This is a genomic window from Bradyrhizobium sp. HKCCYLRH1030 (assembly GCF_051168395.1).
GTDB lineage: Bacteria > Pseudomonadota > Alphaproteobacteria > Rhizobiales > Xanthobacteraceae > Bradyrhizobium.
Map to the genome: position 1 here is coordinate 588,187 of NZ_JBNPUY010000001.1, position 14,140 is coordinate 602,326.

The following is a 14,140-nucleotide window of genomic DNA, read 5'->3' on the forward strand; positions in this document are numbered from 1 at the left end:
ACGCCCGGCCAGATTGGCCGGGCGTTTTTCATATGGCGTTCTTCGTATGGCGATCGTTCTTGGCCGTGACGAGCGGAGGCCGCTCAGCCGGTCGTCACGGCCGCCTCGACATCCGACGGATCGATCTGCTGATTGAGCCGTCACTGCAGGAGATCATGGTCGAGTTCGTCTTCGCGCCACGAGACGAACACGGCGGCGATGCAGTTGCGGTGATGTTGGTCAGTGCACGCGGCTCGCGCGCCCTAGCCTAACCACCGCGCGATCCGGGCCACCGCCTCACGCATGTCCTCGGCCGAACGCGCATAGGAAAAGCGCACGAAGCTGCGGCCGTGGATCGGATCGAAGTCGACGCCCGGCGTGGCCGCCACATGGGTCTCCTCCAGCATCCGCTTGGCGAAGTCGAAACTGTCGGAGGTGAAGTCGGACACGTCGGCATAGAGGTAGAAGGCGCCGTCGGCCGGCAGGAACCGGGTCAGGCCGGCCTTCGGGAAACCCTCGATCAGGATGTGCCGGTTCTCCTGGTAACCGTGCTTGATGGCCTCCATTTCGGTCCGGCCGTCGAACGCCGCTTCCGCCGCGATCTGCGACAGGGTCGGAACCGAGATCGCGAGGTTCTGTTGCAGACGCTCGATCGGCCGCACCAGCGCATCTGGCACCACCATCCAGCCGATGCGCCAGCCCGTCATGCAGAAGTACTTCGAGAACGAGTTGATGATCAGGGCCTCGCGCGACAGCTCCGCCGCCGTCACCGCCGGAAACGCGTAGTCCAGACCATGATAGATCTCGTCGGAGATGAAGCGGATGCCGGCGTCGCGTGCGGCTGCGATGACACCGCCCAGCGCCTCACGCGACATCATGGTGCCGGTCGGATTGGCGGGACTTGCCACCAGCACACCCTTCAGCGGCGTCTTGCGGTGCGCGGCGAGCAGCGCTTCGCCGGTCAGGGCGTGACGGTTCTCCGCCGTGGTCTCGATCAGCACCGGCTCGCAGCCCAGCGCCGTCAGGATATGGCGATAGGGCGGATAGCCCGGCACGGTCACGGCCACGCGGTCGCCGGGCTCGAACATGGCCAGGAACGCCAGGATGAATCCGGCCGAGGATCCCGTCGTGATCACGATCCGCGCCGGATCGACCTCGCAAGCGTGCGTCTCGCGATAGTGCCGCGCGATTCGCTGTCGCAGCGACAGCAGACCGAGCGCCGAGGTGTAGTCGATGCGGGCCTGATCGAGCGCGGCATGCGCGGCCGCAATGGCCGCTCGTGGCGCAGGCGCCGCCGGTTGGCCGACCTCCATGTGGATGACATGTCCACCGCCCGCCTCGATCCGCTCGGCCGCAGCCATCACGTCCATCACCATGAACGGCGGAACATTGCTGCGCGCGGACGGTGCCGTCAGGTCGGCGATCCGCTGTTCCAATGTCGGTATCACTGTCGCATCCACCATCGATATCTGCTATTGACCCCGGCTGTTCGGACCCGCTCCGTGAACCGGTCGGGGTCAGCCCATGGGCCTCGTTCGCCGCAGATGAGCCGCATTCCGCCGTTTGGTGGGCAATAGCCCGTCTCGCGCCTCGCGCCAATTGCAAAGATCGCCTGATGTCGCTCCGTATCGTGCTTCGCAAGAAACTGTCCGGCGGGCTTGCCGCGGTCGTCGCGGCGGCCGTGACGCTGGCGCCGCTCGCGCCTGCATCGGCGCAGCAAGGCAAGGGACCGCCGATCCTGCGCGACACCGAGACCGAGGTGCTGCTGCGTGAATATACCCGGCCGATCCTGCGCGTCGCCGGGCTCGAAAAGCAGAACATCCAGATGGTCATCATCAACGATGCGTCCTTCAACGCGTTCGTTGCCGACGGCCGCCGCATCTTCGTCAATTACGGCGCCATCCTGCAGTCGGAAAATCCGAACCAACTGATCGGCGTTCTCGCGCACGAGACCGGCCATCTCGCCGGCGGCCATCTCGCCAAGCTGCGCCAGCAGCTCGCCACCGCCCAGACCCAGATGATCATCGCCACCATTCTCGGCGCCGGCGCCCTCGCGGTCGGCGCGCGCGGCGGCGGCAGCGGCCTTGCCAATGCCGGCGCCGCGACGCTGTCGGCCCCGGGCGAGGTCATCCGCCGATCGCTGTTGTCGTATCAGCGTCAGCAGGAGGAGAACGCCGACCGTGCGGGGGTGAAATTCCTCACTGCGACAGCGCAATCGCCGAAGGGCATGTACGAGACGTTCAAGCGCTTCACCAATGAGAGCCTGTTCGCCGCGCGCGGCGCCGACCCCTATCTGCAATCACATCCGATGCCGGCCGATCGCGTCGAGGCGCTCGAGGGCCTCGCGCGTCAAAGCCCCTATTGGGACAAGAAGGACGACCCCGCATTGCAGCTCCGCCACGACATGGTCCGTGCCAAGATCTCGGCCTTCATGGAACGGCCGGACACGGTGGCGCGGCGCTATCCATTGTCGGACACCGGCCTGCCCGCCCGCTACGCCAGGGCAATCTCCACCTACCTGCATGGCGACCTGCGCAGCGCCCTGAGCCAGATCGATGCCCTGATCCAGGTGCAACCCAACAACGCCTATTTCTACGAGGTCCGCGGCCAGGCCCTGCTGGAGGGCGGCCGCCCCACTGAGGCGATCGCCCCGCTGCGCAAGGCGGTGCACCTGTCCAATAACGCCCCGCTCATCGAGATGTTACTTGGTCAGGCCTTGGTGGCATCCGAGAACAAAGCCTACACTGAGGAGGCGATCTCGATCTTGCGCGCGGCGGTCGCGCGCGAATCCGAGGCGCCGCTCGGCTATTCCCAGCTCGCGATGGCCTACGGTCGCAAGGGCGATTATGCGGAGGCGGATCTCGCCTCGGCGCAGGCCGCCTTCCTGCGTGGCGACAACAAGACGGCGCGCGAGCTTGCCTCGCGTGCAAAAACCCGCTTCGCGGTCGGCTCGCCAGGCTGGGTCAGGGCCGACGATATCGTCACGGCAAAGCCGCTTTCCGGCCAGTAGGCTGTCGGACAGCGGGATTGGCGCCCGCTGAAGTTTTGAACTACTGCTATCATCCGATCCAGAATATCAAAATACCGTCACGACCATCGACAAGGACCCGATCATTTGACCCAGAGGACCTCCTTCATGCCGTCAGTCCGCACGCTCATTCCCGCGATGTTGCTCGCGCTTTCGCTCTGCGGCGTGCCTCAGCTCGCGTCGGCGGAGAGCTTCTCCGACAGCCAGCGGGGCGAGATCGAGACCATCGTCCGAAACTACCTGATCGCGCATCCCGAGGTGCTCGAAGAGGCGATGGCCGAGCTGCAGAAGCGCCAGACGGCAGCCGAGGCGGCCAAGCACGAGGCCAGCGTCAGCAAGAACGCCGAGACCATCTTCAACTCGCCGCGCGGCGTCGTGCTCGGCAACAAGGATGGCGACGTCACCTTCGTCGAGTTCTTCGACTACAATTGCGGCTACTGTAAGCGCGCGATGGCCGACATGATGGAGCTGATGAAGAGCGACCCGAAGCTGAAGGTCGTGCTCAAGGAATTTCCCGTGCTGAGCCAGGGCTCCGTCGAGGCCGCGCAGGTCGCCGTTGCCGTTCGCATGCAGGCCCCGCAGAAATATCTCGACTTCCACCAGAAGCTGCTGGGCGGCCGCGGCCAGGCCGACAAGGCCCATGCGCTCGCGGTCGCCAAGGATCTCGGGCTCGACATGGCGCGCGTCGAGAAGGACATGGCGGGCCCCGAGGCCAAGGCGACGATCGAGGAAAACTTCAAGCTCGCCGAGGAGATGGGCATGAACGGGACGCCGAGCTACGTGATCGGCAAGCAGGTCGTGATCGGCGCCGTCGGCGTCGAGGGCCTGCGCGAGAAGATCAGCGCGGCCCGCTGCGGCAAGGCGAGCTGCTGAGCATCTCTGCCAAAGCGTCTGGCCATCACGGGATCAATCGAAGGCCGGCTGTCTCAGCCGGCCTTCTGCTTTTGCCGTGAGCCGGTGGCGAAGCGACAGACCGGTGGCGGCGGCGCCCTCGCCTATCCCTTCAGCTTCATGCCGAGCCGGGTTCGAAGTGCCTCGCGGATGTGCCCGCGTGCAATCGCCTCGGCCCGATCGGGATCGCGGATCGCGATCGCTTCGATCAGCTCACCATGCTCGGCCGCGGCTGTTGCCGCACGTCCTTCGGCCGCAAACGTCGTGGTTCCCAGCAGCGCTGTCGCGACATGCATGTCCTCGAGGGCGGCATCGAGGTAGCGGTTGCGCGCCGCGCGCTGGATCGCACCGTGCATCAGCCGGTTCAGCCGCGCGAGCTCGGCGGCGTCGTCCCCCCCGCTGACAAAGCGTGCATGAATGTCGCGGAGCGCCGCGATCTCGGCCGACACGGCATACTTCGCGGCGAGCCGGGCCGCGGCGCCTTCGAGAATTTCCCGCATCGCGTACAGCTCGAGGACTTCATTCTCGTCGAGACTGCGCACGATCAGGCCGCGTCCACCAGCCGGCTGCACCCACCCCTTGGCCACCAGCTTGCCGAAAGCCTCACGGACCGGTGTCCGGCTGACGTTCAGCTTCTGGGCGACCTCGTCCTCACGCAGCCGATCGCCGGAGCGATAGAAGCCGTTCTCCAGCGCATGGCACAGCGCACGAAATACCGCTTCACCGAGAGAGACGTTGTCACGATCGATGGTGAGCGATGGCGCTTCCGAGGACATGGGGGTCACGATTTCACAATCTCGTTGCGAACAACAGCCTATCTTGCATATTTTTGTATACAATGGCATACCAATTCTATGCCTACTGTAGCCTTTACTTCCGTACCATCCATCATCGCTTGGCCGACGGCTGGCATGCCGATGGCGTTGTTGTGCGGACCAAAGCCGATCCAGGCCCCGCCGCCTTGCGTCCGCGAGGGCCTGCGATGACTGATCAGAGCGATCTCGCCGACCATCCCCTGACCTACGACGTCGTCGTGGTCGGCGGCGGCAACGCAGCCCTCTGCGCCGCCATTGCGGCGCGGCGCGCCGGGGCCTCGGTCATCGTGCTGGAGGCCGCCTCCAAGTTCTATCGCGGTGGCAATACGCGCCACACCCGCAACATGCGCTGCGCCCATGACGCGGCGACCGCGACGTTGAGCGGCCCCTACACCGAGGACGAGTTCTGGGACGATCTCCTGCGCGTCACCGAAGGCCAGACCAACGAACAACTGGCGCGTCTGATGATCCGCGAGTCCAAGGACATGCTCGACTGGATCGTCGCACAGGGCGTGCGTTTCCAGCCGTCGCTCGGCGGGACGCTGAGCTTAGGGCGGACCAACTCGTTCTTCCTGGGCGGCGGCCGGGCCATGCTCAATGCGTTGTATCTCACCGCCGAGCGGCTCGGCGTCGACGTGCTGTATGAGGCGGAGGTCGTCGGGCTCGACATCGATGAGACCCGTTTCGACGCTGCGATCATCCGACAGCGTGACGCCAGGACGCGAATCTGCGGCAAGGCGCTGGTTGCGGCAGCGGGCGGCTTCGAAGCCAACATCGACAGGCTGGTCGAGGGCTGGGGCGAGATCGCGCGCAACTTCCTGATCCGCGGCACGCCCAACAATCGCGGTACGGTGCTCGACATGCTGCTCGGCGCCGGCGTCGACAGCATTGGCGATCCGACCCAGTGCCACGCAGTGGCGATCGATGCGCGCGCCCCCAAATATGACGGCGGCATCATCACGCGGCTCGACTGCGTCGTGTTCGGCATCGTCGTCAACAACAACGCTGAGCGATTCTACGACGAAGGCGAGGACGTCTGGCCGAAGCGCTACGCGATCTGGGGACGCTTGGTTGCCGCTCAGCCGGACCAGATCGCCTACATCATCTTCGACGCGAAATCGGCGAACCTGTTCATGCCGTCGCTCTACCCCGCGATCGAGGCGGCCAGCATCACCGAGCTCGCCGGCAGGCTCGGCCTCGATCCGGACAAGCTGACCGCCACCGTCGCGCATTTCAACGCATCGGTGCGCGACGGACAATTCAATCCCGACATCCTCGACGATTGCCGCACCGAGAACCTGACGCCGCCGAAATCGCATTGGGCGCGCCGCATCGATAGCGGCCCCTACTACGCCTATCCGGTTCGGCCCGGCATTACCTTCACCTATCTCGGCGTGCGGGTCGATCACGCCGCAAAGATGATGATGAAGTCCGGCGGTCCCGCCGACAACATGTACGCCGCAGGCGAGATCATGGCCGGCAACGTGCTCGGCCGCGGCTATGCCGCAGGAATCGGCATGACGATCGGCAGCGTGTTCGGGCGTATCGCCGGCCAGGGAGCAGCGACACATGCAGCGCAGTGAAGCGTTGACCGAGGCGGATCGGCTGATGACGATCTGCAATTCCTGCCGCTATTGCGAGGGACTCTGCGCCGTGTTTCCGGCAATGGAGATGCGCCGCGCCTTCACCGGCGGCGACCTCAACTATCTCGCCAATCTCTGCCATGCCTGCGGGGCCTGCTACGTCGACTGCCAGTTCTCCCCCCCGCACGAGTTCGACGTTCGCGTCCCCTCCGTTCTGGCCCGGGTGCGGCACGAGAGCTATGCCGACTATGCCTGGCCGCACGCGCTGGCGCCGCTGTTCAGGCGCAATGGTCTCGCGGTGTCGCTCATCGCGGTGGTCAGCATGGCCGCGTTCATCGTCGGCATCGTGGCCTTCAACGATCCCGCCGCGGTGTTTGCAAGCCGGCACGGCCCCGGCTCGTTCTACGCGCTCATGCCCCACAACGCGATGGCGCTGTTGTTCGGCGCCGCCTTCCTGTGGGCCATCATCGCCTTCATCATGGGCGCTCGGGCGTTCTGGAATGATATCGGCGAGCCGAGCTCGACCTTGACGCGCTCACGTCCACTGCTGCGCGCCGTTCGCGACGCAGCCAGCCTGCGCTATCTCGATGGCGGCGGCGTCGGCTGCTACAACGAGGACGAGCGGCCACGCGACACCCGGCGGTTCTATCACCATCTGACGTTCTGGGGCTTCATGCTCTGCGTCGCATCGACCAGCGTCGCGACGCTCTATCACTATCTTCTGCACCGTGAGGCGCCCTATCCGTTGTGGGACCTGCCGGTCGTGCTCGGCACGCTGGGCGGATTGGGCATCGTGGTCGGTCCGCTCGGACTCTACACCGCCAAGCGCAGGCGTGAGCCTGCGATGATGGATGCGGGCAGTCGCGCCATGGACGTCGCGTTCCTGGCGATGCTCGTCCTTACCGGCGCAACCGGGCTCGCCCTCCTCTTGCTACGCGAGACCAGCACGATGGGCCTGCTGCTCGCGCTCCATCTCGGTGCGGTGTTCGCGCTCTTCATCACGATGCCCTACGGCAAGTTCGTGCACGGCCTCTATCGATTCTTGGCGCTCGTCCGCTACGCGCGCGAACGTCACGGCGCGTAGCTCATGCGAAGTCGCCGGCGACACGCAACGGATCACTGTTGTCGTCATGCAGCATTCATGACCCTGAGCATCCGTTCATAAAGTTGCGATCTGCGACATTTTTCCGGAACGATCGGCGACGCACGGAACGACTCCTACCTCCTGCCGTTGTCGGCGCGGGCAGTGCAAATACGAGGAGGATAGAGGATGACCAATCGCTTGATGGTATCAGTTGCTGCAATCGCGCTCCTGGCGGGTGCAGGTTTTGCTCATGCGCAAGGTACCGGCGGTGCGGGCGGCGCAGCTGGACAGTCCGGCGGCGCAGCCATGCAGGGCGGTGCGACCGGTGGTGCTGCCGGCGGAGCATCGAGCGGTGGCATGAACGCGCCCGGCGGCGCGATGCATCGCGACAGCGGCTCGCCTGCGTCCGACATGCGCTCCAGTCAGTCCGAGCAGAAGCCCGGTGCGACCAAGGGCCAGCGCGCTGAGGAAGGCATGAAGGGTCCGAATGCCAAGGGCGCGACCTCCGAGACCGACAAGGCCGGCTCCAAGAACATGAAGGCCGAGGGTCGCGACAGCAAGAGCGGCACCAGCACGAACGCTGAAACCAAGACCGGCAGCGACCGGTCGCAGACCACCACCGGACAGGCCGGCGCCGGCGCCAAGCTCACCACCGAGCAGCGCACCAAGATCACCAGCGTGATCCGCAGCCAGCACGTCGAGCCGGTGACCAACGTCAACTTCAACATCTCCGTCGGCACAAGAGTGCCGCGCGAGGTTCATTTCCACCCGCTCCCGGCCGAAGTCGTGACGATCTATCCGGAGTGGCGCGGATATGACTTCATCCTGGTGCGCGAGCAGATCGTCGTGATCGATCCTCGCACCTACGAGATCGTCGCGGTTCTCAACGTCTGATCCCGACCGGGCAGGCGACGAGAACGAGGGGCGGGCAGCAATGCCCGCCCCAATCTATTGTGCAAAGAGCACGCGGGAGCCACTGCACGCAACGCGTGCGGTCCCGTGGACGAACCCGGTTGTTCAGCAATTTCGTATGCTTAAGACGGTTTTTTCGTCTGACGGACCAAGCCTCGGGCAGCCGGCCCGGCTGCCGAAAGGCTTCCCCTTGGCGGCTTTGTTACCTATAACGCCGCCCACTGCCGCCACACCGCCGGGATGGGAATGGCCGACGCCGCGCACAACACGATCTATGTCCTCAACGGACCCAACCTCAACCTGCTGGGCACCCGCGAGCCGGAGACCTATGGCCATGCCACCCTGGCAGACGTCGAACGCCTCTGCGTCGAGACGGCCGCCCGCTTCGGCCTGACGGCGGAGTGCCGGCAGTCGAACCATGAGGGTGTGCTCGTGGATTGCATCCATGAGGCCCGCAGCCGCGGTGCGGTCGGAATCATCCTCAATGCCGGCGCCTACTCTCATACCTCCATTGCCTTGCACGACGCGCTGATGGGGGTGAAGATTCCCGCCGTCGAAGTGCACATCAGCAACATTCACGCCCGCGAGAGCTTCCGGCACCATTCTTTCACCGCGAAGGCCGCGTTTGCCTCGATCTGCGGCTTCGGCATCGACGGCTACCGGCTGGCGATCACCGGCCTCGCCGCCAAGATCGGCGCCAAAGCCGTCACGCAGACCGACATCTAGCGCAAGCCTGACGTCACAGTCCTCACGCACCCAACGTTCCGGATCAGATCATGGCGCCCCAGCCCGACGACAAGACCATCGCGAAATCCGAAGACAGCCAGCTCATTCGCGAGCTCGCAGCGCTGCTGGATGAGACCAGCCTGACCGAGATCGAGCTGGAGCGTGCCGGCCTTCGCATCCGCGTTGCCCGCAACGTGACCGTTGCGGCGGCCGTCCATTCGGCCATCGGAACGGCCGCCGCTGGCGTTCCCGTGGTCGCAGCCGCCACCGCGGCAGCCGCCGGCGCAGACTTGTCCAAACATCCCGGCGTGGTGCCCTCGCCCATGGTCGGCACCGCCTACTGGGCGCCCGAGCCCGGCGCCAAGCCGTTCGTCGAGGTCGGCTCCAAGGTGTCCGTCGGTCAGACCCTGATGATCATCGAGGCGATGAAGACGATGAACCAGATTCCGTCACCGCGCGCCGGGACGGTGACGCAGATCCTGGTCGAGGACGGCCAGCCCGTGGAGTACGGCGAGCCGCTCGTCATCATCGAATAAGCGCGACTAGCGGACGGCGAAAGCGAATGGTCCACCATTCCATGTTCGCCGCTCACTACTCGCCACTCGCGCCCGAGGCACCATGTTCGACAAGATCCTCATCGCCAATCGCGGCGAAATCGCCCTTCGCATCCTCAGGGCCTGCAAGGAGCTCGGTATCTCCACCGTCGCGGTGCATTCCACCGCCGACGCCGATGCGATGCATGTCCGCCTCGCCGACGAAAGCGTCTGCATCGGGCCGCCGCCGTCGAAGGACAGCTATCTCAACATTCCCGCCCTGCTCGCCGCCTGCGAGATCACCGGCGCCGACGCCGTGCATCCCGGCTACGGCTTCCTGTCGGAGAACGCGCGCTTCGCCGAGATTCTCGCGGACCACAATCTGCATTTCATCGGGCCGAAGGCGGAGCACATCCGCCTGATGGGCGACAAGATCGAGGCCAAGAAGACGGCCAAGCGGCTGGGCATTCCCGTCGTTCCAGGCTCAGATGGCGCTGTCACTCCGGACCACGACGCGATGGCGATCGCCAAGGAGATCGGCTTCCCGGTGCTGGTCAAGGCAGCCGCCGGCGGCGGCGGCCGCGGCATGAAGGTCGCCCACACCGAGGCCGACCTGCAGCTGGCGCTGACCACAGCGGCCAACGAGGCGAGATCAGCGTTCGGCGACGCCTCGGTCTATCTGGAGAAGTATCTGCAGAAGCCGCGTCACATCGAGATCCAGGTGCTCGGCGACGGCCGCGGCGGCGCCATCCATCTCGGCGAGCGCGACTGCTCGTTGCAGCGGCGCCATCAGAAGGTCTGGGAGGAAGGCCCCTCCCCGGTGCTTGACGCAGCGGCCCGGGCCAAGATCGGCAACACCGTCGCCAAGGCGATGCAGGAGCTGAAATACATCGGCGTCGGCACCATCGAATTCCTCTACGAGGACGGCGAATTCTATTTCATCGAGATGAATACCCGCATCCAGGTCGAGCATCCCGTCACCGAGATGATCACCGGGATCGACCTCGTGCTGGAGCAGATCCGCATCGCCGCCGGCGGCGACCTGCCGATGACCCAGGACCAGGTTGTCATCAACGGCCACTCCATCGAGTGCCGCGTCAATGCGGAAAACCCTGTCACCTTCCGGCCCTCGCCGGGCAAGATCCTGCAGTACCACCCGCCTGGCGGCCTCGGCGTCCGCATCGATTCCGCCGTGTATCAGGGCTACGTGATTCCGCCCTATTACGACTCGCTGGTCGGCAAGCTGATCGTCCACGGCAAGACTCGGGTCGAGTGCCTGATGCGGCTGCGGCGCGCGCTGGACGAGATGGTCGTCGACGGCATCGAGACCACCCTGCCGCTGTTCAGGGCCCTTGTCCGCGAGCCGGCCATCATCGATGGCGACTATCACATCCACTGGCTCGAACAGTACCTCGCTGGCCAGAAGGCGGAGTGAGCGGCCAACCGCAAAATTCCACTACGCGCCGGAACCCTTCAGCCCGCACTGCGTTCTGCTCTTTCGGCGGTTCCGCTGAGGGGGCAGGTATTTCAATTGGCATGCGAGTGAGCGGTGGCGCCTGAGATTGGACAAAGGCGCACGCTGGGACAAATCCTGCTGCTGTCGGCGGGATTCCTGGTGCTGGTCGTCGTCAGCACGGCCTCGGTGCTGCTCGTCAACAAGGCCCGCAAAGACAACGCCTGGGTGGTGCACACCATCGAGGCGGAGAACCAGATCAACGCGCTGCTGCTCGAGGTCCGCCGGGCCGAGAGCGGCGCCCGCGCCTACCTGCTGACCCAGGACAATACGTTTCTGACCGATCACGACGCCGCCGTCACCGCGATCGCGCCGGTGCTCGACAAGCTCGGAACACTCGTGGCCGACAATCCTGCCCAGGTCGAGCTGCTCCGCCAGGTCCGCGCCGAAATCGACACCCGCCTCGGCCAGTTCAGGCGCGAGAAGGACCTGGCCGCGCAGGGTGACCTCGCCGCCGCCGCCGCGCTCGTGCGGAGCGCCGCTTCCGGCAACACCAGCATCAACATCCGCGATCTCGCCAATCGCATGCGGCTGGAGGAAGAGCGGCTGTTCGTGCTGCGCACCGCCAATGCCGACCGCAGCCAGCAGCTGGCGACCGTCGTGACGGTGACTGGCTCGGCCCTGGTCGTCCTGCTCGCGATCATCTCGGTGCTCCTTGTGCGCCGCTCGGCCAGCGCGCGCGACGAGGCCGAGGCCAGGCTGCGCGAGAGCAACCTCAACCTCGAAGCCACCGTCGACGAGCGCACCGCGGACCTGCGCGAGGCCAATGAGGAGATCCAGCGCTTCGCCTATATCGTGAGCCACGACCTGCGCTCGCCGCTCGTCAACATCATGGGCTTCACCAGCGAGCTCGACGAGCTGCGCAACGACATCTTCCGGCGGATCGCGACGCTGGCGCGGGCGGCCTCCGACGCGCCGCCGCCGGCGGAAGGCGCTGAGCCCGAGCTCGAAGGCGCCGACCAGCAGCTGTCGGAGGATTTCAGCGAGGCGCTCGGCTTCATCAAATCCTCGATCGCCAAGATGGACCGGCTGATCACGGCCATCCTCAACCTGACCCGCGAGGGCCGCCGCGAGTTCGTGCCGGTGCGGATCGATACCCGCGAGCTGATCGAGGGCATCGTCTCGACGCTGGCGCATCAGGCGGCGGAAACCGACACCACCATCCGCGTGGAACCGTTGCCGGCCATCGTCAGCGACCGCCTGGCGCTGGAGCAGATCTTCTCCAACCTGATCGACAACGCCATCAAATATCTCAAGCCGGGCGTTCCCGGCGACATCGCCATTCGCGCCCGTACCAAGCTCGGTTTTGCCATCTTCGAGGTTACGGACAACGGCCGGGGGATTGATCCCAGGGATCATCAACGTATCTTTGATCTGTTCCGTCGCGCCGGGACCCAGGACCGTCCGGGTCAGGGGATTGGATTGGCGCATGTCCGCGCGCTGGTGCGCCGGCTCGGCGGAACCATGTCGGTCGCGTCGGAGCTCGACCAGGGCAGCACGTTCACCATCACGCTCCCGATCAACTGGAACGCCTCAAACCGGAACTCAGACCGATGACCATGCCCGTGACGATCATCATGATCGAGGACGACGAAGGCCACGCCCGCCTGATCGAGCGCAATATCCGACGGTCCGGCGTCAACAACGAGATCAAGCCGTTCACCAATGGTACAGATGCCGTGAAGTATCTGCTCGGTGCTGACGGCACCGGCCTCGATCACAAGGGGCACGCATTGCTGATCCTGCTCGACCTGAACCTGCCGGACATGACCGGCATCGACATCCTCAAGATGGTCAAGCAGAACAGTTTCCTGAAGAGCGCGCCCGTGGTCATCCTCACCACGACCGACGACTCGCAGGAGATCAAGCGCTGCTACGAACTCGGCTGCAACGTCTACATCACCAAGCCGGTCAACTACGAAAGCTTCGCCAACGCCATTCGCCAACTCGGCCTGTTCTTCTCCGTCATCCAGGTTCCGCCCGCCGCATGAGCTCCGCCGCCCCCACGCTGCTCTATATCGACGACGACGCAGCGCTGGCGCGGCTGGTCGAGCGCGGGCTCAAGCGATTGGGCTTCACGGTGGAACACGCCGCCGACGGCAGCGCGGGCTTGCAACGGCTGGAGCGCGGCGGCATCGACGTCGTGGCGCTCGACCAGTACATGCCAGGCTTCGACGGGCTCGAGACGCTGGAGCGCATCATGGCGCTGCCCGAACCGCCGCCGGTGGTGTTCGTCACCGCCTCACAGGATTCCAAGATCGCGGTCACGGCCCTGAAGGCCGGCGCGGCCGACTACCTCGTCAAGGACGTGCAGGGCGAGTTCATTCCCCTGCTGCAGGTCGCGGCCGAAGGCGCAGTGCGCCAGGCACGGCTGCAGAAGGCCCGCGACGAGGCGGAGGCCGAAGTGCGGGCGTCACGCGACCGCTACGCGGCTCTGGCGGCCGAGCGCGAGGTCCTGCTGCGCGAGGTCAATCACCGCGTCGGCAATTCGCTGCAGATCATCGCCTCGCTGCTGCATCTTCAGGCCAACTCCAGCACCCAGGACGACGTCAAGGCCGCGCTCACCAATGCAATGGGCCGCGTCGCCGCCGTGGCGCAGGTGCATCGCCGCCTCTACACGTCTCAGGATCTCAAGAGCGTGCTGCTCAACCAGTATCTGGATTCGCTGCTCGACGACCTGCGCCGCTCGGCGGAGGGCAACCGGATGTCGCGGCTGACCCTGAAGGCGGAGCCGGTCGAGATCGACCCGGATCGCGCGGTCGCGATCGGTATCGTCGTCAACGAGCTGGTCATGAACGCGGTCAAATACGCCTACCCCGATGGGCCGGGCCCGATCCATGTCGAGCTGAAGCTTGCAGGTGAGGACATCGTGCTGTCGATCGCCGACAACGGCGTCGGCCTCAACGCAACCAGCGATCCGCGCTCGACCGGAATGGGCCAGCGCATCGTCAGCGCCATGGCGACCAAGCTCGACGCCACCGTCGGCCCCGATCCGAGCCATGCCGGCACCAAGATCGTGGTCCGCTTCCGCCTCGAAAAAGATGCTCCCAAGCCCGCGGCTGCCGCGGTCGGCTGA

General features: G+C 65.5%; 14 protein-coding genes. 12 read left to right on the forward strand and 2 right to left on the reverse strand.

Annotated features, from left to right (window positions below; genetic code table 11):
* The first annotated feature begins 32 nt into the window (after positions 1-32).
* A complete protein-coding gene (locus ACQR1E_RS02590; protein ID WP_316173740.1) occupies positions 33-251 on the forward strand; it encodes a hypothetical protein in 219 nt (72 codons plus the stop codon).
* Here the strand turns inward: ACQR1E_RS02590 and ACQR1E_RS02595 are convergent.
* Positions 243-1,442 (reverse strand): pyridoxal phosphate-dependent aminotransferase, encoded by a 1,200-nt coding sequence (locus tag ACQR1E_RS02595; protein WP_315826864.1) that lies wholly within the window; start codon positions 1,440-1,442, stop codon positions 243-245. The genes ACQR1E_RS02590 and ACQR1E_RS02595 overlap by 9 nt on opposite strands.
* Before the next feature lie 152 nt (positions 1,443-1,594).
* Between ACQR1E_RS02595 and ACQR1E_RS02600 the strand changes: the two genes are divergently transcribed.
* Both ACQR1E_RS02600 and ACQR1E_RS02605 read left to right on the forward strand, forming a co-directional pair.
* A complete protein-coding gene (locus tag ACQR1E_RS02600) occupies positions 1,595-2,989 on the forward strand; it encodes a M48 family metalloprotease (RefSeq protein WP_315767296.1) in 1,395 nt (464 codons plus the stop codon).
* 126 nt (positions 2,990-3,115) lie between these two features.
* A complete protein-coding gene (locus ACQR1E_RS02605) occupies positions 3,116-3,880 on the forward strand; it encodes a DsbA family protein (protein ID WP_434896616.1) in 765 nt (254 codons plus the stop codon).
* 122 nt (positions 3,881-4,002) lie between these two features.
* On the opposite strand, the gene ACQR1E_RS02610 is transcribed toward ACQR1E_RS02605, so the two are convergent.
* Complete coding sequence (locus tag ACQR1E_RS02610; protein ID WP_434896771.1) at positions 4,003-4,674, reverse strand: GntR family transcriptional regulator; 672 nt, start codon at positions 4,672-4,674, stop codon at positions 4,003-4,005.
* A 206-nt stretch (positions 4,675-4,880) separates the two neighbouring features.
* On the opposite strand from ACQR1E_RS02610, the gene tcuA reads away from it, so the two are divergent.
* The 9 genes from tcuA to ACQR1E_RS02655 all read left to right on the forward strand — a co-directional run bounded on the left by tcuA (position 4,881) and on the right by ACQR1E_RS02655 (position 14,140).
* Positions 4,881-6,296 carry an FAD-dependent tricarballylate dehydrogenase TcuA gene (gene tcuA, locus ACQR1E_RS02615; RefSeq protein ID WP_316173741.1) on the forward strand — a complete coding sequence of 472 codons (1,416 nt, stop codon included), beginning with the start codon at positions 4,881-4,883 and terminating at the stop codon, positions 6,294-6,296.
* Complete coding sequence (gene tcuB / locus ACQR1E_RS02620) at positions 6,283-7,380, forward strand: tricarballylate utilization 4Fe-4S protein TcuB (RefSeq protein WP_316192616.1); 1,098 nt, start codon at positions 6,283-6,285, stop codon at positions 7,378-7,380. Before tcuA ends, tcuB begins: the two co-directional genes overlap by 14 nt.
* A 186-nt stretch (positions 7,381-7,566) precedes the next feature.
* Complete coding sequence (locus ACQR1E_RS02625) at positions 7,567-8,274, forward strand: DUF1236 domain-containing protein (protein ID WP_316173744.1); 708 nt, start codon at positions 7,567-7,569, stop codon at positions 8,272-8,274.
* A gap of 264 nt (positions 8,275-8,538) precedes the next feature.
* Positions 8,539-9,018 (forward strand): type II 3-dehydroquinate dehydratase, encoded by a 480-nt coding sequence (aroQ, locus tag ACQR1E_RS02630; RefSeq protein WP_316170460.1) that lies wholly within the window; start codon positions 8,539-8,541, stop codon positions 9,016-9,018.
* A gap of 50 nt (positions 9,019-9,068) precedes the next feature.
* Positions 9,069-9,554: an acetyl-CoA carboxylase biotin carboxyl carrier protein gene (gene accB, locus ACQR1E_RS02635; protein ID WP_316164755.1), complete on the forward strand. Its 486-nt coding sequence runs from the start codon at positions 9,069-9,071 to the stop codon at positions 9,552-9,554.
* Between the two features lie 82 nt (positions 9,555-9,636).
* Positions 9,637-10,986 (forward strand): acetyl-CoA carboxylase biotin carboxylase subunit, encoded by a 1,350-nt coding sequence (gene accC, locus ACQR1E_RS02640; RefSeq protein WP_315712202.1) that lies wholly within the window; start codon positions 9,637-9,639, stop codon positions 10,984-10,986.
* A 114-nt stretch (positions 10,987-11,100) separates the two neighbouring features.
* Positions 11,101-12,621: a sensor histidine kinase gene (locus ACQR1E_RS02645; protein WP_316194153.1), complete on the forward strand. Its 1,521-nt coding sequence runs from the start codon at positions 11,101-11,103 to the stop codon at positions 12,619-12,621.
* Positions 12,618-13,055 carry a response regulator gene (locus tag ACQR1E_RS02650; RefSeq protein WP_172109443.1) on the forward strand — a complete coding sequence of 146 codons (438 nt, stop codon included), beginning with the start codon at positions 12,618-12,620 and terminating at the stop codon, positions 13,053-13,055. Before ACQR1E_RS02645 ends, ACQR1E_RS02650 begins: the two co-directional genes overlap by 4 nt.
* Positions 13,052-14,140 (forward strand): sensor histidine kinase, encoded by a 1,089-nt coding sequence (locus tag ACQR1E_RS02655; RefSeq protein WP_316173748.1) that lies wholly within the window; start codon positions 13,052-13,054, stop codon positions 14,138-14,140. Before ACQR1E_RS02650 ends, ACQR1E_RS02655 begins: the two co-directional genes overlap by 4 nt.